The 20,259-nt window shown below is 59.1% G+C and carries 13 protein-coding genes; 9 read left to right on the top strand and 4 right to left on the bottom strand.

All coding sequences use genetic code 11. The features are described from left to right. Window positions 1-198 precede the first annotated feature (198 nt). On the bottom strand, window positions 199-3,120 hold the full coding sequence (locus SPI05_RS00880; protein ID WP_321075276.1) for a leucine--tRNA ligase: 2,922 nt from the start codon (window positions 3,118-3,120) through the stop codon (window positions 199-201). Window positions 3,121-3,426: 306 nt separating this feature from the next. After that, window positions 3,427-3,690 carry a 30S ribosomal protein S20 gene (gene rpsT, locus SPI05_RS00885; RefSeq protein WP_321075278.1) on the bottom strand — a complete coding sequence of 88 codons (264 nt, stop codon included), beginning with the start codon at window positions 3,688-3,690 and terminating at the stop codon, window positions 3,427-3,429. A gap of 236 nt (window positions 3,691-3,926) precedes the next feature. Between rpsT and lepA the strand changes: the two genes are divergently transcribed. The 4 genes from lepA (at window position 3,927) to SPI05_RS00905 (ending at window position 13,251) form a co-directional block, all read left to right on the top strand. Further along, window positions 3,927-5,777, top strand: a complete 1,851-nt coding sequence (gene lepA / locus SPI05_RS00890) for a translation elongation factor 4 (RefSeq protein ID WP_321075280.1) — start codon at window positions 3,927-3,929, stop codon at window positions 5,775-5,777. Beyond that, complete coding sequence (gene trmB / locus SPI05_RS00895) at window positions 5,777-6,724, top strand: tRNA (guanosine(46)-N7)-methyltransferase TrmB (RefSeq protein WP_321075281.1); 948 nt, start codon at window positions 5,777-5,779, stop codon at window positions 6,722-6,724. Before lepA ends, trmB begins: the two co-directional genes overlap by 1 nt. Then, window positions 6,724-8,151, top strand: coding sequence for a radical SAM family heme chaperone HemW (hemW, locus tag SPI05_RS00900; protein WP_321075282.1), 1,428 nt, complete (start codon window positions 6,724-6,726; stop codon window positions 8,149-8,151). Before trmB ends, hemW begins: the two co-directional genes overlap by 1 nt. Window positions 8,152-8,706: 555 nt before the next feature. Further along, window positions 8,707-13,251, top strand: coding sequence for a cell wall-binding repeat-containing protein (locus SPI05_RS00905; RefSeq protein WP_321075284.1), 4,545 nt, complete (start codon window positions 8,707-8,709; stop codon window positions 13,249-13,251). A gap of 157 nt (window positions 13,252-13,408) precedes the next feature. Here SPI05_RS00905 and SPI05_RS00910 read toward each other — a convergent pair whose 3' ends face one another. Together SPI05_RS00910 and SPI05_RS00915 are read right to left on the bottom strand one after the other, a co-directional pair. Then, window positions 13,409-14,560 (bottom strand): hypothetical protein, encoded by a 1,152-nt coding sequence (locus SPI05_RS00910; RefSeq protein WP_321075286.1) that lies wholly within the window; start codon window positions 14,558-14,560, stop codon window positions 13,409-13,411. Next, on the bottom strand, window positions 14,557-15,462 hold the full coding sequence (locus SPI05_RS00915) for a hypothetical protein (RefSeq protein WP_321075288.1): 906 nt from the start codon (window positions 15,460-15,462) through the stop codon (window positions 14,557-14,559). Before SPI05_RS00915 ends, SPI05_RS00910 begins: the two co-directional genes overlap by 4 nt. A 201-nt stretch (window positions 15,463-15,663) precedes the next feature. On the opposite strand from SPI05_RS00915, the gene hrcA reads away from it, so the two are divergent. The 5 genes from hrcA to ybeY all read left to right on the top strand — a co-directional run bounded on the left by hrcA (window position 15,664) and on the right by ybeY (window position 20,254). Further along, on the top strand, window positions 15,664-16,701 hold the full coding sequence (gene hrcA / locus SPI05_RS00920) for a heat-inducible transcriptional repressor HrcA (protein ID WP_321075290.1): 1,038 nt from the start codon (window positions 15,664-15,666) through the stop codon (window positions 16,699-16,701). 70 nt (window positions 16,702-16,771) lie between these two features. Further along, complete coding sequence (gene dnaJ / locus SPI05_RS00925; protein ID WP_321075291.1) at window positions 16,772-17,893, top strand: molecular chaperone DnaJ; 1,122 nt, start codon at window positions 16,772-16,774, stop codon at window positions 17,891-17,893. After that, the gene (locus SPI05_RS00930) at window positions 17,890-18,786 is read left to right on the top strand and encodes an RsmE family RNA methyltransferase (RefSeq protein ID WP_321075293.1); all 897 of its coding nucleotides are present in this window, start codon (window positions 17,890-17,892) and stop codon (window positions 18,784-18,786) included. The genes dnaJ and SPI05_RS00930 overlap by 4 nt, the downstream gene beginning before the upstream one ends. Before the next feature lie 2 nt (window positions 18,787-18,788). Continuing rightward, on the top strand, window positions 18,789-19,799 hold the full coding sequence (locus tag SPI05_RS00935) for a PhoH family protein (protein ID WP_321075295.1): 1,011 nt from the start codon (window positions 18,789-18,791) through the stop codon (window positions 19,797-19,799). A gap of 2 nt (window positions 19,800-19,801) precedes the next feature. After that, on the top strand, window positions 19,802-20,254 hold the full coding sequence (gene ybeY, locus SPI05_RS00940) for an rRNA maturation RNase YbeY (RefSeq protein ID WP_321075297.1): 453 nt from the start codon (window positions 19,802-19,804) through the stop codon (window positions 20,252-20,254). Window positions 20,255-20,259 lie beyond the last annotated feature (5 nt).

Here is a 20,259-nt window from a genome sequence, read left to right on the forward strand (position 1 = left end):
GTAAGCATATCGAAAACGTAACCAGGGAAACTATTGAAGGGAATCACAGAACCAGCGAAACTAGCTTGGGTGCGCGGGCGGTAGCGCGAAGCGTGTGAGCTGCCTCGACAGACGGCGAAGCCGATTATGTGACAGCAACGATTTGCTGTCGCGACGTAGCGCCTCTAGGGCGCTTACGCCCCGAAAAAGTTGGACCGATTACAAAACCAGGGACACGAGCTTTGGGGCGCGCACGATAATCCGCTTCGGTTCGCGCCCGTCCAGCAACTTCACCACGGCCGGTTCCGCCAGGACTTTCGCCTGCAAATCCGCCTCGGAAATCTCGGGGTCCACCGAAACTTTCGCGCGCACCTTACCCGCCACCTGCACCACGCAAGTGACCTCCTCAGCCGCCAACAGCGACTCATCGGTCACGACCGGGAACGCGGCCCGGGCGATACCACCCTGGTGACCTAAACGTTCCCACAGTTCCTCCGCAATGTGCGGAGCGATGGGGGCGACCATCACGACCAGCGCTTCTGCGGCCTCACGCGGCACCTGGGGCAACCCGGTCAAGTGATTATTCAGCACAATCATCTTGGCGATAGCCGTGTTCACGCGCAGATTGTCATACTCCACGGTGACATCGTGAATGGTGCGAGCCAGCACTTTTGCGGTCGCCAAGTCCGGGGCATCGTCGCTGACGGTGAGCTTACCAGTGTTTTCATCGACGATATTGCGCCACAGCCGCTGCAGGAAACGCTGAGAGCCGACCACCGCGCGAGTGTCCCACGGACGGGACATATCCAGCGGCCCCATTGACATTTCGTAGACCCGGAATGTGTCCGCGCCGTAATCTGCACACATCTGATCAGGGGTGACGATGTTCTTTAGCGACTTGCCCATCTTGCCGAACTCGCGGTTGACGGGCTGGCCCTGCCAGGTAAAGCCGTCATCTTCGCTACCCTCCACCTCGTCAGCCGGAACGTATTGCCCGCGCGAATCCGTGTAGGCGTAGGCCTCAATCATGCCCTGGTTGAACAGGCGATGGAACGGCTCGGAACTGGACACATATCCCAAGTCATAGAGCACCTTGTGCCAAAAACGCGCGTACAGCAGGTGCAGCACCGCGTGTTCCACGCCGCCCACGTACAAATCCGTGCCGCCGCTGAGGTTGCCCGCTTCGGGACGTGGGCCCATCCAGTAGGCTTCGTTGTCGGGGCTGGCAAAAGCCGTGGGGTTGTCCGGGTCCGTGTAGCGCAGCTCGTACCAGCACGAGCCCGCCCAGTTCGGCATGGTGTTTTGGTCACGAGTGTAGGTCTGCTTGCCTTCGCCCAGGTCCAGCTCGACGGTCATCCAGTCCGTAGCGCGGCCCAGCGGGGACTCCGGGGTGGAGTGGCCGTCGTCGGGGTCAAAAGTCCGGGGCCGGAAGTCCGACACTTCGGGCAGTTCCAGGGGCAGCATCTCTTCCGGCAGGGCGTGAACCCGCCCGTCAGAGCCGTAAACCACGGGGAAAGGCTCGCCCCAGTAGCGTTGCCGGGAAAACAGCCAGTCACGCAGGCGGTAGGTCACGGTCTTTTCGCCCCGCCCGGTCTGAGCCAGCCAGTCGCTGATTTTCGCGATAGCCTCGGCTTTGCCCAGGCCGTTCAGGCTGATTTCACTGTTGGCGGAGTTTTCGATGACACCGTCGCCGGTCCAAGGTTCCGTCTGTACATCCAGGCCGTCCGGGCCGGAAATAGTTTGGATAATATCCAGGTTGAACTTCCGAGCAAAGGCGTGATCGCGCTCGTCGTGGGCGGGCACAGCCATAATCGCGCCGGTGCCGTACCCCATCAAAACGTAATCCGCCACGAAAATCGGCACCAGGGAACTATTGACCGGATTCGTCCCAAAAATGCCGGTAAACACGCCGGTCTTTTCGGTGAAGTCGGTTTCCGCAGTCCGTTCGCTGTCGCTCTTTGCGCTGGCTTGCGCCCGGTAGGCCGCCACCGCTGCGCGCGGGGTCGCGTAACCGCCGGTCCACTCCGGGCGGGTCCCCTCCGGCCAAGCGTCCGGCACCTGCAACTCCGCGTCCGCACAGTCCTCGGCACCCACCAGCGGATGCTCCGGGGAAATGACCATGAAAGTCGCGCCGAATAGGGTGTCGGGCCGGGTCGTGAAGACCTGCAAAGTTTGCGGCTGTGGCCCTTGACCGGCCTCGACCTGGAAGTTTACGGTGGCGCCAAAGGACTTGCCAATCCAGTTGTGCTGCATGGTGCGGACCTTATCGGGCCAGTCAATCGTGGCCAGGTCCGCGTCCAGCCGGTCCGCGTAGCGGGTGATGCGCATCATCCACTGGCGCAGTTTCGTCTTAAACACGGGGAAGTTGCCGCGTTCGGAACGTCCCTCGGCGGTGACTTCTTCATCCGCCAGCACCGTGCCTAAGCCCGGTGCCCAGTTCACCGGCGCGTATGCCACGTAAGCCAGGCGCTCGGCATCAATGAGTTCCGCCTGTTCCACTGCGGAAAGTTCGGCCCAAGCCCGCCCGTCCGGAGTGGGGCGGGTGCCGTCCTCGTACTGCTTCACAAGGGTGGTAATCGGCCGGGCCGCGCCCTTTCCGGAGCCGTCGCGGCGCGGAGCTTCGGGGTCATACCAGGAGTTGAAAATTTGCAGGAAAATCCACTGGGTCCACTTGAAATAGTCCGGGTCGGTCGTGGCGAAAGAGCGCCGCCGGTCGTGGGACAAGCCAATGCGGGCCAGCTGTTTGCTCATGTTGGCGATATTGTCGTGCGTGGTGATGGCCGGATGCTGGCCGGTTTGCAGGGCGTATTGCTCGGCGGGCAGGCCAAACGCATCGTAACCCATGGTGTAGAGCACGTTTTTGCCCTGGGCGCGCTGGTAGCGGGCCACTACGTCGGTGGCGATATAGCCCAGCGGGTGTCCCACGTGCAGACCTTTGCCGGAGGGGTAGGGGAACATGTCGAGGATGAAGTATTTTTCGTGTTTTGCCAGGTCACCAGCCAGGGAGCCGCTGGGGTTATCAGCGTTAAATGCGCCGGTTTCGTCCCAAATCCGTTGCCACTTCGCTTCCAGGTCCCCCGCCATCTCAGCCGTGTAGCGGTATTGCGGGGTGTCTGGGGTTTCCGGGGTGTTTTCAGCCATTATTCCTCTTCTTTCCGACAATCAATGTACCTAGTTTAGACCAGAATGATATACGCGACTTAAACCGATTAGTTTGCGCGCTGTGTTGGGTGCGAACTAACGCGTTTGCAGCATTTTTGTGGCGGGGTTCCGGGGCGCGCGTGGATTATAAGGGGAGAAGAGCCGGGTAGCTGCCATTATGGGCAGCTACCCGGCTATTCTCCCCCGTTATTTGCAACCCAGCGGGTATCCCCTGACTTGTGGGAGCGGGCAAAAAGAAAACGTCCACCAAAAGGTGGACGTTTTCAAATAGCTTAGAGAAACCGATTACTGCATAGCAGCAACGCGGGTGGCCAGCTTGGACTTGCGCTGAGCCGCCTGGTTCTTGTGGATGACACCCTTGGAAGCTGCCACGTCGAGGCGGCGGGTGGCCACCTTCAAGTTGGCCTCGGCCGCGGCCTTATCCCCGGCCTCGATAGCCTCGCGGGTCTTGCGCACCAGGGTCTTTAGCTCGGAGCGCACGGCCAAGTTGCGCTGGCGCGCCTTTTCGTTGGTGCGAATCCGCTTTATCTGAGACTTAATATTTGCCAATGTTCTTCCCTCAAAAGTATTGATTTTCGCCGGTTTTGGCGACACACAAGGAAATATCCTACGCCATTTTGCGCCTCATCCGCAAATCGGCGGTTGCAGCGTCAGCATTACGGACACCTCACCCCAGCCGGCAGCCTTGAGCCTAACAGGCTTGGCACCATGAGTAATAAAGTAGATTGGGCAAACGGGGGAAAAATGACAAAATGGAATGTCTAGCGAGAGAAATAAGGAAGTCCATGCCCATTCCTGATGATGCCCTGTTACAGTCGATTGCGCCCGCCGCCACCGACCCGTCCCTGATTCGTAACTTTTCGATTATCGCCCACATCGACCACGGCAAGTCGACGCTGGCGGATCGAATGCTGCAGCTAACCGGGGTCGTCTCGGACCGTGAGATGCGTGCCCAATACCTGGACCGGATGGACATTGAACGCGAACGCGGCATCACCATTAAATCCCAAGCCGTGCGGATGCCCTGGCAGGTTGGCGACAAAGCCTACGCTCTGAACATGATTGACACCCCTGGTCACGTGGACTTCACCTATGAAGTCTCACGTTCCCTGGCGGCTTGTGAAGGGGCGGTCCTGCTGGTGGACGCCTCCCAAGGCATCGAGGCGCAAACCCTGGCGAACCTCTACCTCGCCTTGGAGGGGGACTTGACCATTATCCCGGTGCTGAACAAGATTGACCTGCCCGGCGCGATGCCGGAAAAGCACGCTGAAGAACTGGCGAACCTCATCGGGTGCCAGCCCGAGGACTGCTTGCGAGTTTCAGGCAAGACCGGTCAGGGCGTACAGGCCCTGCTGGATGAAATCGTCTCCCAGGTGCCGCCGCCCTCCGGACAGCCCGACGCCCCGACCCGCGCACTTATTTTTGACTCGGTTTATGACACGTATCGCGGGGTCGTGACCTACGTGCGCGTCATGGACGGAACGCTCAATGCCCGCCAGCGAATCAACATGATGTCCACCGGCACTACCCACGAACTTCTGGAACTCGGTGTCATCAGCCCCGAACCGAACCCCACGAAAGGTATCGGGGCGGGCGAAGTCGGCTACCTCATTACCGGGGTGAAGGACGTGCGCCAATCCCGCGTGGGCGATACCGTCACTTCTGCGGAAAAGGGCGCTCGCGAACCTTTGCCGGGCTACCGCGACCCGATGCCGATGGTGTTTTCGGGACTGTACCCGATTGACGGGACCGATTTTCCGGTGTTGCGTGACGCGCTGGACAAGCTGAAGCTCAATGATGCGTCACTGACTTTTGAACCGGAATCGTCAGCCGCCCTGGGGTCGGGTTTCCGTTGCGGTTTCTTGGGTTTGCTGCACCTCGAGATTATTCGCGAGCGTCTGGAGCGCGAGTTTGACCTGGTGCTGATTTCCACTGCCCCGAACGTGGAATACGTGGTGATGGCGGAGGACGGCACGGAAACTCACGTCATGAACCCTTCTGAGTTCCCCGATGGCAAGGTCAAGGAAGTGCGCGAGCCGGTAGTGGCCGCGACCATCCTGACCCCCTCGGACTTTGTCGGTCCGGTTATGGAGCTGTGCCAGAATCGGCGCGGCGCCATGAAGAACATGGAGTACCTGAGCTCGGACCGGGTAGAACTGCACTACACCCTGCCCTTGGGCGAGATCGTTTACGACTTCTTTGATCAGCTGAAGTCCCGCACCAAAGGCTACGCCTCGCTGGACTACCACCTGGACGGGATGGCTCCGGCCGACCTGGTGCGGGTGGACATTTTGCTGAACGGGGAACAGGTTGACGCGTTTTCCGCCATCGTTCACAAGGACAATGCCTACAGTTACGGGACGGCGATGGCGACGAAGCTGCGCAAACTCATTCCGCGCCAACAGTTCGAGGTGCCTATCCAGGCCGCTATTGGCACTCGCATCATCGCCCGGGAAAATATCCGGGCGCTGCGCAAGGATATGCTCGCCAAGTGCTACGGCGGCGACATCAGCCGGAAACGCAAACTGCTGGAAAAGCAAAAGGCCGGCAAGAAACGCATGAAAGCCATCGGGCGCGTTGAGGTTCCCCAGGAGGCTTTCATCGCCGCGCTTTCCAACGAGGAGCCGAAAAAGTAATGGGCAAAACGATTCGAGCCGACGCCCAGTCCGGCGGGGACGATGAAACCCCTGACCGCCAGCGCCCTTACCCGCGGGTCAGAACTTTTGCCCGGCGCGGGGACCGCATGGGCCAAACTCTGGAAAAGACGTTTGAAAAGTACAAAGACGCCTACCTGTTGGACGTGAAACGCGGGGCGGGGCCGACGATGGCGGCCGAGGGGGAGCGCTTGGACCCCCGCGTCGTGTTTGGCCGCGAGGCTCCGCTCATTGTCGAGGTTGGCTGCGGTAACGGCGAGCAAATCACTCACGCTGCCGCGCTGCACCCGGAAAATAATTACTTGGGATTTGAAGTGTGGCTGCCGGGGGTGGCGAAAATCGTGTCCTCCGCCGTGCGTAACTACGACGGCTTGCCCAACCTGAAAGTCGCGGACGTCGACGCCCTGCAAGCCCTACCCATTCTGCTCGGTGAGGCGACGGTACACGAGATGTGGACGTTTTTCGCTGATCCATGGCCGAAAACTCGCCATCACAAGCGGCGTCTGGTGGCGCCGGAGTTTGCGGCCATTGTCGCCCGGCTGCTGGAAGACGGGGGGCGGTGGCGCCTGGCGACCGATTGGGACGACTACGCTTGGCAGCAACGTGACGTGGTTGAGTCCACCCTCGGATTGTCTAACCCGCACGTTGGCCAGCGTCCCGATGTCAACGATCCACAAGGGCAGCGCGGCGGTTTTGCGCCGCGTTTCGACGGTCGGGTGGTGACGGCGTTCGAGCGTCGGGCCGCCCGAGAAGGCCGTGACGTCCATGATTTGTGCGCGGTGCGCCTGGCGCGCGGGTCGTCAGAAGAACGTGAACAGGCGGCGTCGTTCCAGGTAACGGCCCGTTTAGGGCGGGTTAGCGCCACCGAGAAGCCCGCCGAGTCCGGGTTTACGCCCAGCGAGCCGTGGTACGGGGCGGGCGAAGCCTGATGGGTTCGCCGCGCACGCTCTGTGCTTACGTGCATGTGCCGTACTGCCTGCGGCGTTGCGGCTACTGCGATTTCAATACGTACTCGAATTTGTTGCTGGGGCCCGGCGTGGGGGGATACGCGGCGGCGTTACTCCAGGAAGTCGGCCTGTATGCGCCGGTTTTTTCCGGCGCTGATGCGGCGTGCCAGGGCGGCGGTCACAAGGTCGGTGCTGTTCACGAGGGCGGTGCCGGTGGCGTTGGTGCTGGTCATGCTGGTGCTGGTTGCCAGGACTGTCGCGCCTTGGCCAGCGTGTTCTTTGGCGGGGGAACCCCGACAGTCTTACCGGCGGCCGATTTGGTGCGAGTCTTGCGCGGCCTGAGCGAAACTTTCGGGCTGGTGCCGGGCGCGGAAGTAACGACCGAGGCAAACCCCGACACAGTGACGCCGCAGTATTTGGAAGCCCTGGCGGCGGGCGGTTTTACGCGGGTGTCCTTTGGAATGCAGTCGGCCATTCCCGCCGTGTTAGCGACTTTGGACCGGACGCATCAGCAAAAGCACCTGGTGGCAGGCGTGCGGGCAGCGCGCGCGCAGGGACTGGAGGTCAGCGTGGACCTCATCTATGGCACGCCGACAGAGAGCTTGGCGGATTGGCGGTCCTCCCTGAATGCCGCGCTGGAACTTGGGGTAGACCACGTGTCCTGCTACGCCCTGGTCATCGAGCCGGGCACCGCGCTGGGACGCGCCCTCGCGCAGGGTGAAATCCCCCCGGTGGATCCCGACGACCAGGCGGATAAATACGAGCTGGCTGATGAGACGCTCAGCGCGGCGGGTCTGGAATGGTACGAGATTTCCAACTGGGCGCGCCCGGGCCACGAATGCCGTCACAACCTGGCCTATTGGCAAAACCAAGATTGGTACGGTTTCGGGCCTGGCGCCCACTCTCACCTGGGCAGCACGCGCTATTGGAACCTGCGCCACCCCGCGAAGTGGGCGCAGTCCCTGCAGGCGGGCCACCGGCCTGTTGACGACCAGGAATTCATCACCGGTGAAAGCGCCCGCCTGGAAAAACTCCTGCTGAATCTGCGTCTGCGTCAGGGTTTGGATTTGGGTGAATATGCCCGAGAGTTCGGGGTTGACGCGGCGGCTTTGCTTTGTGAGGCGCACGAGTTGGCTGGGGAGGGCTTGCTGGACGGCGCGCTGCTACCCGGTGGTGACTCGCTGCCGGACTGCGAGTTGATGCAAAAGGGCGGTTCACTGCCGGTCGGACAGCTTTCACAGGTGGGCGAGCTGCCGCAGGCGGACGGGCTGCCCCGGGGGGACGAGCTTTTGCATCAGGACGGGTCGGCACCCGACGCTCTGACCAGCGGCGCGGGTCGAGCGGTGCTGACCCGGCGCGGACGCCTGCTGGCTGACACGGTCATTCAACGCCTGGCGGGGGTGTCATAGAAGTGTCCGGGCTGCGAACGTTCGCGACACACCGCAGCCGAACTTCCCACCTACTTCCCACTTAACTTCCCCAAGTGTTAAGTTAAGTGGGAAGTTCGGGTTAAGTACCAGGCGCAAAGGGGCGCGGTCGGCAGAACGTCCTCACAGTGTTCGGCGAAAAACTCTGTATAAAACTGGCGAAAAACTCTGTATGGCTAGGTCACGTACACCCGGGCGAACGGGGTGATGGTCGTTCCGCTTTCGGCTCTGCGAAACTAAGCCCCGCTTGGTGGAGAGCGGGGCAGCGGGGAGGATTGTTCGGACATGGTGGTCAAGATTTGGTAAAGCAAAAAAAAGATTTGCTCGTTAGCGGCCCTGTGACCAGCGCTTTGAGGCACTGACCTGCAATTATGGAAAATCACTGGAATGTATGCGAGGTTTCGCTGAAATGAAGCCAAAAGGCTCAGAATTGGACGTGTGTAGCCGAACAAATTACTTGAGTGTTCGGAACACTGTGCTGACCCCGTCCGGAAGGGGCAGTGCGCGAATCCATGGATGGTATTCGAGGAGGATAAAGTGGAGACATACAGCCACGTTGTAGTGAAGAAGATGCGCCGCGCGGGCATTGTGAGTCTGTTCGCGGTTGGTTTAGCTTTTACGGGTGTCGCCCCGGCCAATGCTATTAGTGGGGGGAACTTTCAAACCCAGGATTTGGGTCAAAATGGTCAGGCGGTGGCCTTGCTGCAGGTACCTATCCCCGGTTCTCCTGTGTTGGCGTATCGGAGCTGTGCAGGCGTGTTGACGAAGCCTGACGAAGTGCTGACTTCGAACGACTGTTTCTCGTTCTCGAATGACCCGTACAAGGACGTGTTTAATCGCAAAAACTCTACTATGGAGGCATTAGCTCAACGGACCGCGCGCATCACCTTCGGTAAGGATGCCGTGAGCAATACGAATGCGGATAAGCGCGTGTATTTCTCCGTGCGTGTCGAACCGTTCAACCCCACCACTCTGGGCTTGGCAGTGGTACAGCTGGATCGTCCAGTAGAGGGAATCACTCCGGTGACGAAAGCTGAGGGAATGGCCAAAGATGGCGACGGCTTGAACATGGTGGGTTGGGAATCGACCGACTTTGTGCCCCATCCCGGTTCGTTCACCAAGAACATCACCAGTTCTGATTTGCGCATTGCCTACCATCCCGGTGGTGGGAAGAGCTACTACAGTTCTCCCCAGTCGTGGCAGACTTTCTTGGATCAAAACATGACTATCCCGAAACTGGATATGCCCGGAGTTAACGATAAAAACGGGGTGGTTCCGGCTTTTGCCCTAGCGGGATGGCGTCCGGCAAAAGAAGTCAATAAGGAACTCGGTACGCCTGTACTGACGGGGGACGGTAAACTCCGGGGTATCCTGGTGGGCTACGATGTCGCAGGCGACGCGGTGTTCCTGGATGCCGGCGAACCGAGCATTGCGGATCAGATTTTCCGCGACCACACCCCGCCTGTTTTGGTCAATGCGAAGGATGCTGAAACCGAGTCGGCTTTGGCGACTCAATACAAGAATTTGCGGGATATGCTGTGTTCCGCTCCCGCCAACGATGTAGAGACCGCTGTTTACGACGCTGCTAAGGCCGATTTTGACGAAGCTGTAGAAAAATATTTAGCGCCCGATGGTGCCAAAGCAAAGTACGACAAAGAGAAGCCAACTTATGACACGGCCAAAGCGAAGTATGAGGCAGCCAAAGCAACACATGACGCAGCTGCGTTAGTTTGGCAAAAAGCTGAGGAAGATTGGGCTAAAGCTCAGAAAGACTTTGACGATGGCTTAATCGACGAAACTGCAAAGCAGGCCGCGTTGGCCGCCTATAGCGCGGCTCGGACTGTGTGGAAGCAGGCGGAAGACACTTTCAAGACAGAGAAAGCTGCTTGGGGTAGGGCTGAGTCGAATTTCAAACCTCTTAAAGAGGCTTATGAGGCAGCCGAGAAAGACTATGAAGCTGCCCAAAATGCTTGGCAAAAAGCAGAAAATGAATATAATTCCACCGGGAAGAGAACCCCTATTCTGGATAAGTTGGACAAGCGCTCGGCTGAAGCAGCCACCGACACGGCAAATTTGGTCAAAAGCTACAATGAGGCGGTGAAAAACGACGCATCCTGGATTTACACCATTCCGTCAACGCTTGACCCCATGCATGCGCCGGTTTACAGCCTTACGACTGTAGACGATCCCCTGTATTTCCCGAATATGGCCACTGACCCAATCACATGGTCACAATACTGCCAGTCAACAGAAGGTGTCGATACCCTGGATATGTCGATGCTGTTCAAGCGTTCCGTGGCTGACCGGGCGGCATATCAGGCCGAAAAGGACAAGATTACCCAGCGTGTCAAGCAAGCTGAGCAGGAAAAGAACTTGGCCGACCAGGAATTAGATAAGGCTAAAAAACTGGAAGAAAAGAAACGTCAGCTCTTCAATGTTGATATTGCTGATCAACAGGCCAAGAAAGAGTACGAAGATGCGCAGGCTGCCACGAAGGTAGCCAAGCAGGAAGCTGACGCAAAGACTTCGGCTTGGGAAGTGCTGAAAGACCTAGAAGACCAGATTGTCAAGGGTCTCGATCCGGTGATTTTGGATGCCGAGAACGCTACCAAGAATGGCCTGGCAAATACGGCCAGCATGGTTAAAGCTGCTCAGGACAAGTGGATTGGTGAGGACACTGCGAAGCAGAAAGCGTTCGCTGATGCCCTGGACAAATACCTTCAGGCCAAGAAAAAGCTGTATGAATATGAACAGGCCAAAGCTGCCAACGCTGACATAGACGCTGAGAATGCCACACATTGTCACCCCAATCCCACCCAGCCTACCCAGATGATTTGCGATGCGCCAGGCTATCCCAAGGCCAGAGTGCCGGAGAACAAGCTGAGCGCTGCAGAGGAGGAAATCCTCAAGATAGATCCGAAGGACTCCTACCTTAAACCCGGTGCCGCTGATTCCGAGATGAAACGTGACCTGGCGGGGATTAAGGATTACCTGAACAAGTCAGTACCCATCATGCTGGAGTCGCGTTACCAAATCTGGAATATGAAGCGCATGACAGAAATGCTGCAGAAAGGCGAAAGCCTGAACGATGCCGACAAACAGCAGATGCAGCAGGAAATCATCGATATCCTGAAGAAACAGACTGACCTGGGAACCAAGATTCGTAGCCAGCACGGCAAGATGCAAGAGTCGTGGAACGAATTGGAAAAGCTCTATGCGTCCCTGCCTCAGGAAGTTAAAATCCAAATGGACAAGAAGGGCTACAAAGAGGCTGTCAAGAAGTACAACGACGCCAAGCTGTCCTATGGGGGTGCCGAATCCGATTTGGCTAACCTGGCTGAAGTTCAAAATGACTTGGCTGACGCAAATACCGCCGCCAAGATGGAGTCCCTGTTAAAGAAGGCCAGCAACGCTTACGCTAATTTGACCGACATTCTGCGTTCCTTGGAAGATGCCACGAATGCGCTGGACAAGATTAATAACTACGGTCAAGCTGTGGTGGATGGCAACGTGCCAAAGGATAAAGATCCCGACCCGACTTGGGGCATGACCGAGACACAAAAGAAGGCCTACGAGGAGGCTTTGGCGAAGCAGAAGGCCGCTGAAGAAAAGGCTGCCGCCTTAGAGAAGGCAGAAGCCGATAAGAAGAAGGCCGCCGAAGAAGCCAAGAAGAAGGCTGAAGAAAAAGACAAGTCCGAAAAGGACAAGAAGAAGGACGAACAGGACAAGGAGCGTCTGGCTCGGGCGTTGTCCAAGAACACGTTGCGTGCCGATGGTTCCGACCGGGTGCTGACGGCTATTGCCGCTTGGAAGATGGGTAATTTCCCCGGCGACTCGGTAGTCCTGGTGGATGGCAACGTTCATGCTGACGGCTTGTCCGCCACCCCGTTGGCCGCGGCTCTGCACGCCCCGGTCCTGTTGACCACGTGGAAGACCGGCCTGGAACCGGCGCTGCTGGATCAGCTGAAGGTCTCTGGCAAGAAGAACATCTATCTGGTCGGCGGTCAGGTGCCGATGAACCCCTACGACGAGTTCGAACTGAACGAGGCGGGGATGACGGTACACCGCATTGCCGGGCCGGATCGATTCAGCACCGCTGTGACTGTAAACCAGATGACCGAACCGCTGGTGGGAGCGGCTCCGCAGAAGCCGTTGAACCTGTACATCGCTGACGGTGTCGGTTTCCCGGATGCTTTGGTTGCCGGGGCGGCTGCCGGACGCACCGGTTCCCTGATGCTGTTGAGCAAGGGTAACACTTTGGACCCGAACATCTTCGGCTATATCTCGGCGTTGGGTCAGACCCGCCCGTTGACGATTACGGCGGTTGGTGGTCCGGCGGTGCACGCCGTCCAGAACACCCCGTGGCCTACGACCATGTCGGTGAATATTAAACCGATTATGGGCAAGGATCGTTACGAAACAGCTGCTATGACTGCGGGTACGCAGGCGGGAACCACCGCGGCGGTGCTGGTCACCGGCCAGGACTTCCCGGATGCTTTGTCCGGCGGTGCTTTGGCCGTGGATCAAAATGCGGCTTTGGTGTTGACCAAGACCGAAGAACTGCCTCCGTCCTCCTACCAGGCGTTGCAGCGCTACGGCTCCAATAAGACCATCGTGGTCGGTGGTCCGGGAGCGGTCAGTGCGAAGGTGGCCGAACTGGTTAACGGCGCGGCTCTGGAAAACCCGGATTCCGTCAACGTGACCGGAACACTGAAGGAACGCGAGGAAGTGAAGGCGGCTGCGGCGGCGAAACTGGCCGAGTTGCAAGAACGGAAACTCGAAGCCATTAAGAAGGGCGATTGGGACGCTCTGGCCGAAATAGAGAAGGAGAACCAGAAGGCTCAAAGCGTTTTGAGTCGCTACAGCACTCCGAGCCGGGCGGCCGGTGGGATGCGCACTCCGGCCAGTGCTGGAACGAACAACTCTCTGGATTATGTCCAGAGCCTGCTGAGGTCCGGAAACTCGATGCAGGACGTGTTCAACAAGATGGGCGTGAGTTCCATCAGCCAGTTGGCGCACCTGATAAGCACGGGTTCTCCAACCTCGGCGAGCATGCCGTATCCTAATCCGACATTCTCCTGATGAGACAGATTATCCGGCCGGGTGGGCAACCATCCGGCCGGATTGCATTTGCCATCATTAGGGGTCACAAGACCGGAATGCTGGTAGTTGGTTCGCTCCCGGTTTCGTGTGGTAGCCGAGCGTGCGCTGTAGACGAGTACGCGTTGTAGCCGAGCGTTTAGTCCTTGGTGAGGGGAGAGGGAGTGAGTGGGAACGGCGAGTTGTGAGGCGGCAAAATGCGGGCCAGAATCCCGCCCAGGATGGCCGTGGCCACCAACAGGGAAGTCAGGATGGCGGAGGCCGTTCGCATAGCCGCGTCCGCATCAAAAGCCACCAGCAGGAATGGCGCCGTCACCCCTACAGCCAGGGTCGCCCCCGCTTCGGAACCAATGATTTCCCCGGCCACTATGGACAGGACCAGGGTAAAAGCCAGCAGTATCATCATGGAGGCCCCGCCTCCGGCCAGGAAGTTGCGGGGAGCCGGCAGGGCGACTTTCAGGAATCCCGCCAGCCACCAGGCTCCGGCTACGGTCGAAGCCACGTAAGCGACAATCAGCAGCGTCCGCACTCCGGCGTCCTGTAGCCAGTGCGGACGAGGCGCGCTCAGAAAGGCCGCGACCAGTACTGCAACCCAGACCACAGCGCCCAGCTCCACGATTCCCCACGGCGAAATCAGCAGCAGCAAGAAAGTAACCACAACCATCACAATCGGAAATATGAGTTGACGCAAGGATTGGGCGCGTGAGGACGAACGGCGGGTAGAGCCGTCCTCCGAGACCTCCGCGGTCGCTTTGGCGGTCGTCTTCCAGGATTCCCCGTCCGTGGAACGCATTTTCTTAAGGGTCATCTGGCTGATTTTTGGAGCTGAGAATACCGCCGCGCTCCCGGCCAGCAACGCCGTCGGTATCAGCACCAACAGCATCTGGAACAACAGGAAATGGTTGTCAGCATAGACGATAGTTCCGGCCGTAATCAGCAGAGCCACCGTAGTCATCGGCAGTCCTTGAATCGAGTTGCGCCAAGCCTCGCGCCGAGCCTGGGTGACTTGGCGTCCGCAGACGATGTGCAGGGCGGTGAAATACTTCTCCATCAGCCCGGACTCTATGAGAGTTCCGGCCACGCCGCCCCAGATGATGAGGCCCACAAAATTGAAGTTAGCGAAGGGCGTGACCACGCTCAAACTGGCCGAAAGCAGTGAGTCAGGGCTTGCGGTAACGATGAGGGTGCCGACCAGAGACGGCAGGCCAAGGGCAAAAATGACGGGCACCCGGGCCAGCAGCAGGACCGCAGCCAGGATGATGACAATCAGGGCGGCAATAGTTCCGGTCATTTGGTGCCTCCTTTCCGCGGGGTTTTCCCTTTGGGGACGATAGTGGGCTTTCCGGTAGTCCCCGGTTTCACGGAGGTGACTTTCAAGCGCTGCGGGGCAGGTTGCGTGCCGCGGGAAGCTCCCGCGTTTTTCGCCGCGGTCTTTGCTGCAGATTTTGCCGCAGTCCGTGCCGAAGGTTTTGGTTTCGTGGTGGTTCGGGTTGTCTGGCTGGGTCGAGTGCTCATTACCGGCCGAGGTGAAGGCAAGCTGACGGAATCATCGGAAAGTGCCTTCAGCAGGAGGACTAGCGAACGAATCCCCAAGACCAATAAAGTTATACCTAAAATCAGTATTGGAATGAATTGAATAGCCAGGGGAATCCCGACAATCATCAGCGGCTGCCCACCCGACACAAAGCAGGCGTAACCGCCGAGGAATAGGATGACCAGGGAAAACAGTATCGTGGCCAGCGATTCCAGGAGCACACTGAATCGGGGCTGCGCGCCCGAAAAAGCCAGGTGGGGCAATCCCCAGGCCAGATAAGCCCCAATAATTGCGGCCACAGCCGCCCATACCGCCAGCACCGCCGCGTACTGTTCCACCGCCAACATGAGCTTTAAAGCCGGCGAATTCTGATGGTTCAACCAGGTTTCCGGAGCAGCCAGAAACAGCCCGCCCTTTCCCAAATGGGCCCAGCGGGTCACGCCGTGAATAATGGCCAAAACTGCAGCCAGCGCCGACAGAACCATCATGGCCAGCCCGGTGTAGTTCAACCAGACGTTTTGCGATGAGGTCGCGGCATCAGCGGAACTGACAGCAGGAGAACTGGCCGAAGGGGTCTCGTTCGCTTCGTTCTGTTGGCTTGCTGCGGGACGGGACGCACTCGGTATAGGACGTGAGGAAGATGAAAAATCTGGGCTCATGTTTAGATTTTACAAGGACAAAGGGGGGCAAGTGTGGACAAGCGCGGGGAAAACCGCGAGGCTTGCCGGTCTTTTGGGGCGTGCGGTGGGAGTTTTGCGCCGAAGCGGGGTAAGATTAGCAATCGGAGGTTGTGAGTGCTAACGCGGGTTAGCCGGGAAGCTAACGGTTGGGCAATCTCAGGGATAGGAACAGGAGGAACGATGGCAGACAAGGCGGCGAATCGACGTCTCGGGGTGCTGCGGGCCATCGTTTCCGACTATGTCGAAACCCAAGAACCGGTCGGCTCAATGTCCCTGGTAGAGCGGCACTCGCTGGGAGTTTCCGCGGCGACTATCCGCAACGACATGGCCCAGCTGGAGGAAGAAGGACTGATTCGCCAGCCCCACACATCGGCCGGACGTATCCCCACCGACAAGGGATACCGCTACTTCGTGGACCAAATTGAGGCTATCAAGCCGCTTTCCGCCCCGGAGAGAAAGGCCATTACCGAATTCTTTACCTCTGCGGTGGGGCTGGAGGACGTGATGGAACGCACCGTGCGCCTCTTGGCCCAGATGACGCACCAGACGGCAGTGGTGGAGTTCCCGGCGTTCAACCCCTCCGGGCTGCGGCACCTGGAACTGGTGCGGTTGGGGGCGGGGCCGGACTGCAAAGTGCTGGCCATCATTATTTCCGAAACCGGGCGGGTGGATCAGATTCTGGTGAGTCTGCCCCACGAGGTCAGCGAGTCAGATCTCAGTTCTATCGGCACCCCGCTCACCGCGGTGTTTTCCCAGTCAGATATTCCTGCGCAACGGGCGGCTTTGCAGGAATGGCTGGCGACCGTGGGCAATCAAGCCCTGCGGGAAAACGCCACCATCTTGGCGCAAAACATTGCCGCCGCCCTGGAACAAGGCGCGGCCGAGACGCGGATTGTGATGGCGGGAATGGCGAACCTGTCGCGTTCCGGGGCGTTTACCGAAACCCTGACCGCCCTGGTGGAAGCGTTGGAAGAACAGGTCGTGCTGCTGAAACTATTCGGTGAAATGCGCGAAGCCGAGCCGGTAAACGTCATTATCGGTGAGGAATCCGGCCACGAGGTGCTGAAAGAAACCGCCATCGTATCCTCCAGCTACGCTCCGGCCGGTGCCGGTCAAGCCCATGTGGGAGTCATCGGACCCACCCGTATGGACTATCCCGGCTCGATGAGTTCGGTGCGGGCGGTGGCGAGGTACCTGTCACGAATCTTAAACCAGTAAATCCAGAGCCACCCGGGGAAACGACCGGGAGACTCGGCCAGACAAATGAGACAAATAGGAAAGAAAAACCTTGAGCGACTACTATGAAACCCTCGGTGTGAGCCGTAACGCTACGCAGGACGAAATTAAGAACGCCTACCGCAAGTTGGCGCGCAAATTGCACCCTGACGTGGCTGGTCCCGAACACGAGGAAGAATTCAAAGAAGTCAGTGCCGCCTATGACGTGCTGGGTAACCCGGAGAAACGCCAACAATACGACCTGGGCGGTTCCGGGTTCGGCTCGGGCGGCTTCAGCGGATTCAACGGGGCGAACGCCGCCGGATTTGGTTTTGCCGATATTCTCAACGAATTCTTTAGCGCCGCATCATCAACCAGCGGCCCCACGCCGCGCGGCGGACGCGGCCAAGACATCTTGACCACGATTGACGTGGAGCTGAAAGACGTCACGTTCGGCACCGAGCGGGAAATAAAGATTAACACCTTCGTGAAGTGCAAGACCTGCAAAGGCAGCTGCTGTGCGGTCGGGACTCGCCCGAAAACCTGTTCTACCTGCGGCGGGACCGGTTCCGTGCAACGCATGGCGCGGTCTTTCCTGGGCCAGGTCATGACGACCGCCCCGTGCGGGACCTGCAAGGGCCACGGCACCATCATCGAGCGCCCTTGTACGGATTGCTCCGGGGAAGGCCGGGTGCGCGCCACGCGTAACATCAAGGTGGAAATCCCCCCCGGGGTAGAAAACGGAACCCGAATTCGCTTGTCCGGCGAGGGCGAGGCGGGACCTGCCGGGGGCGCGGCGGGCGACTTGTATGTCGAGATTCACGAGCTACCCCACGAAGTTCTGCAGCGTCGCGGCGACGACCTGCACACTTCCTTGCGAATTCCTATGACCGCGGCGGCGCTGGGGATGGAGTTTTCCCTGGAAACCCTCGATGGAACCAAGAAAATCAATGTCGATGCCGGCTCTCAGCCCGAGTCGGTCATCGTCATGAAGGGTCTGGGGGTCGGTCGGCTGCGCCGCCAGGGTCGCGGCGACCTGTATGTACACCTCAATGTCGAAGTTCCCACCGGCCTGGACCAGCGTCAGCGCGAGCTGCTCCGCGAACTGGCGCGGCTGCGCGGCGAGGAATCCCCGGCTCCCACCGAGAGCTCGTCTGGCAACACTGGCGGAGCACACCGTAAGGGTCGGCAATGACCCGGCAAGTGTTTTGGTTTTCCGGTGAAACCGCTGGGGAAACTGGCGGTTCGCTGGCCGCGAATTTTACGGGTTTGGACGGTTATCGCGAGGGCGAGGAAGTTTCCATAGGCGGCGCGGAGGCGCATCATGCCACGGTCAAGCGGCTGCGGTTGGGTGAGGTTGTTGATGTCGTCGACGGGTTGGGCCGGTGTGCCGGGGCGGAAGTCATCGCGGCGGCGAACTCGGGGTTGCAGTTGCGGCTCATTGAGGACGCGGTTTCGGATCCGGAACCGGCTCTGCGCATCACCCTGATTCAGGCGTTAGCCAAGGAAAAACGCGATATGCAGGCGCTGGAATCGGCGGTTGAAATGGGGGCATGGCGAGTCATCCCCTGGGGAGCCACGCGTTCGGTCTCCCGCTGGGATACCGTGCCAAAACGTGCCAAAGGGCGGGAAAAGTGGCGAAACCTAGCGGTTTCTGCGATGAAGCAGTCGCGTCAGGCGAGGCTGGCGGAAGTGTCGGAGTACCTGGAAAGCGGCGTGGATATTTCCCCGGGACAGCACGGGTCAGAAGCGCGGTGGGCTCGTCCTGTGGTGAAAACGGTTTTCTCTGAGGTTGAGGCGATGGTGCGCGGTGGGGCCGCGGTTTTCGTCCTGCACGAGGTCGCCGAGGAACATCTGGCTGATATGCTGGTTCCCTTGGCACAGCCGGGACAAACCCCCGGTGAAATCGTGGTGATTGTGGGGCCAGAAGGCGGGATTACGGGACCCGAGCTGGCGGCTTTCGTAGAAGCGGGGGCGCGTCCGGCGTTGCTAGGTCCGACTGTGTTGCGCTGTTCTTCCGCCGGTCCCGCCGCGCTGGCCGTCATTCAATCCTGGTTGGGCTCTTGGCGGGATACGGAGAGTAGGTGACCATGTCCCAGAAACGCGCTGCTGTTGAGGTCCCTGACGAAATCCCGATGATTGAAGTCCTCGGGGTCAACGATGCCAACCTGCACCGATGGGAAAATGACTTCCCCACTCTCAACTTTTGGGTGTCCGGGAACCAGATTTTCATTCAAGGCCCTGACACGGACCTGGAGCCTGCTGCCCGAGCCGTACAGGCGCTGTTCACGAAGCCGCACCCCAAAAAACAAAATATATCGGATTATGGTTTACGAACGAACCGGCATGCCCCCGGCCCTCGCGCGCTGGTGGAACCGCCCACCCGGGCTGCTGACTCCCGGTATCGGGCCGTGTTCGTCAGCCGCGAAAAAGTCATTCGTCCCCAAACGGAGGGCCAAGCCCGCTACGTTAACGACATCAACTCCCACACCATCACTTTTGCAATCGGACCGGCCGGAACCGGCAAAACCTACCTCGCGATGGCTCGTGCCGTAAAAGCGTTGCTAGAAGGGGAAGTGACCCGACTCATCTTGACCCGTCCGGCCGTTGAAGCGGGAGAAACCCTGGGATTTCTGCCCGGCACCTTAACGGATAAAATCGACCCCTACCTGCGCCCGCTCTATGACGCCCTGCGGGAGATGCTGGATACCGGCACCATTAGCCGCATGATGAGCGACGGCACCATCGAGGTCGCCGCCCTGGCGTATATGCGTGGACGCACCTTGAACGGCAGTTTCATCATCCTGGACGAGGCACAAAACACGACCAGCGAACAGATGAAGATGTTCCTGACCCGCTTGGGCTTTGGCTCCAAGATGGTCGTGACCGGCGACATCACTCAGATAGACCTGCCGTCCCGGCAGCCCTCTGGGCTGAAACAAGTCAGCGAAATCCTCAGCGATGTTCCCGACATAGCGTTCAGCTATTTGAGTGCGGCAGATGTGGTGCGTCACTCGCTGGTCGGAGAAATTATCAACGCTTATGATTCCTACGAAAGCCAAACCGTATCGCGCCGCCCCCAGAGCTATGGAAGGGAATAACCATGAGTGTGGAAATCAATAACGAAACCGAGTGGGAACTGGAGATGAGCGAGTTCGTCGACCTGGTGTCCTATTGCCTGGAACAGCTCTATGTATCTCCCGCCGCCGAGGTCAACATAATGTTCGTGGATATTAAAACCATGACTGACCTGCACGTAAAGTGGATGGATTTGCCAGGACCCACCGACGTCTTGAGCTTTCCGATGGACGAGTTGACACCGGGACGCGAGGGGATGCCTAGCGAAGCCGGGGTGCTGGGGGATATCGTGCTGTGCCCTGACATTGCCGCTGAACAGGCCCGCGATGCCGGACATGCCCCTATTGAAGAAATGCTGCTGCTGACGGTACACGGACTGTTGCACCTGCTGGGATTCGATCACGCTGAACCGGAAGAAGAAAAAGCCATGTTTACCTTGCAGCGCAAATTGCTGCTGAATTTCCTGGCGAATCGATAGGGGTA

This window comes from Mobiluncus sp. (assembly GCF_034180645.1).
Lineage (GTDB): Bacteria > Actinomycetota > Actinomycetes > Actinomycetales > Actinomycetaceae > Mobiluncus.

What these genes read in the sequence shown, in the direction of transcription:
- ybeY (WP_321075297.1), top strand. Translation starts at nt 19,802, where the DNA reads ATGAGTGTGGAAATCAATAACGAAACCGAGTGGGAACTGGAGATGAGC.
- lepA (WP_321075280.1), top strand. Translation starts at nt 3,927, where the DNA reads ATGCCCATTCCTGATGATGCCCTGTTACAGTCGATTGCGCCCGCCGCC.
- SPI05_RS00915 (WP_321075288.1), bottom strand. Translation starts at nt 15,462, where the DNA reads ATGAGCCCAGATTTTTCATCTTCCTCACGTCCTATACCGAGTGCGTCC.
- hemW (WP_321075282.1), top strand. Translation starts at nt 6,724, where the DNA reads ATGGGTTCGCCGCGCACGCTCTGTGCTTACGTGCATGTGCCGTACTGC.
- SPI05_RS00935 (WP_321075295.1), top strand. Translation starts at nt 18,789, where the DNA reads ATGTCCCAGAAACGCGCTGCTGTTGAGGTCCCTGACGAAATCCCGATG.
- SPI05_RS00880 (WP_321075276.1), bottom strand. Translation starts at nt 3,120, where the DNA reads ATGGCTGAAAACACCCCGGAAACCCCAGACACCCCGCAATACCGCTAC.
- trmB (WP_321075281.1), top strand. Translation starts at nt 5,777, where the DNA reads ATGGGCAAAACGATTCGAGCCGACGCCCAGTCCGGCGGGGACGATGAA.
- SPI05_RS00910 (WP_321075286.1), bottom strand. Translation starts at nt 14,560, where the DNA reads ATGACCGGAACTATTGCCGCCCTGATTGTCATCATCCTGGCTGCGGTC.
- hrcA (WP_321075290.1), top strand. Translation starts at nt 15,664, where the DNA reads ATGGCAGACAAGGCGGCGAATCGACGTCTCGGGGTGCTGCGGGCCATC.
- SPI05_RS00930 (WP_321075293.1), top strand. Translation starts at nt 17,890, where the DNA reads ATGACCCGGCAAGTGTTTTGGTTTTCCGGTGAAACCGCTGGGGAAACT.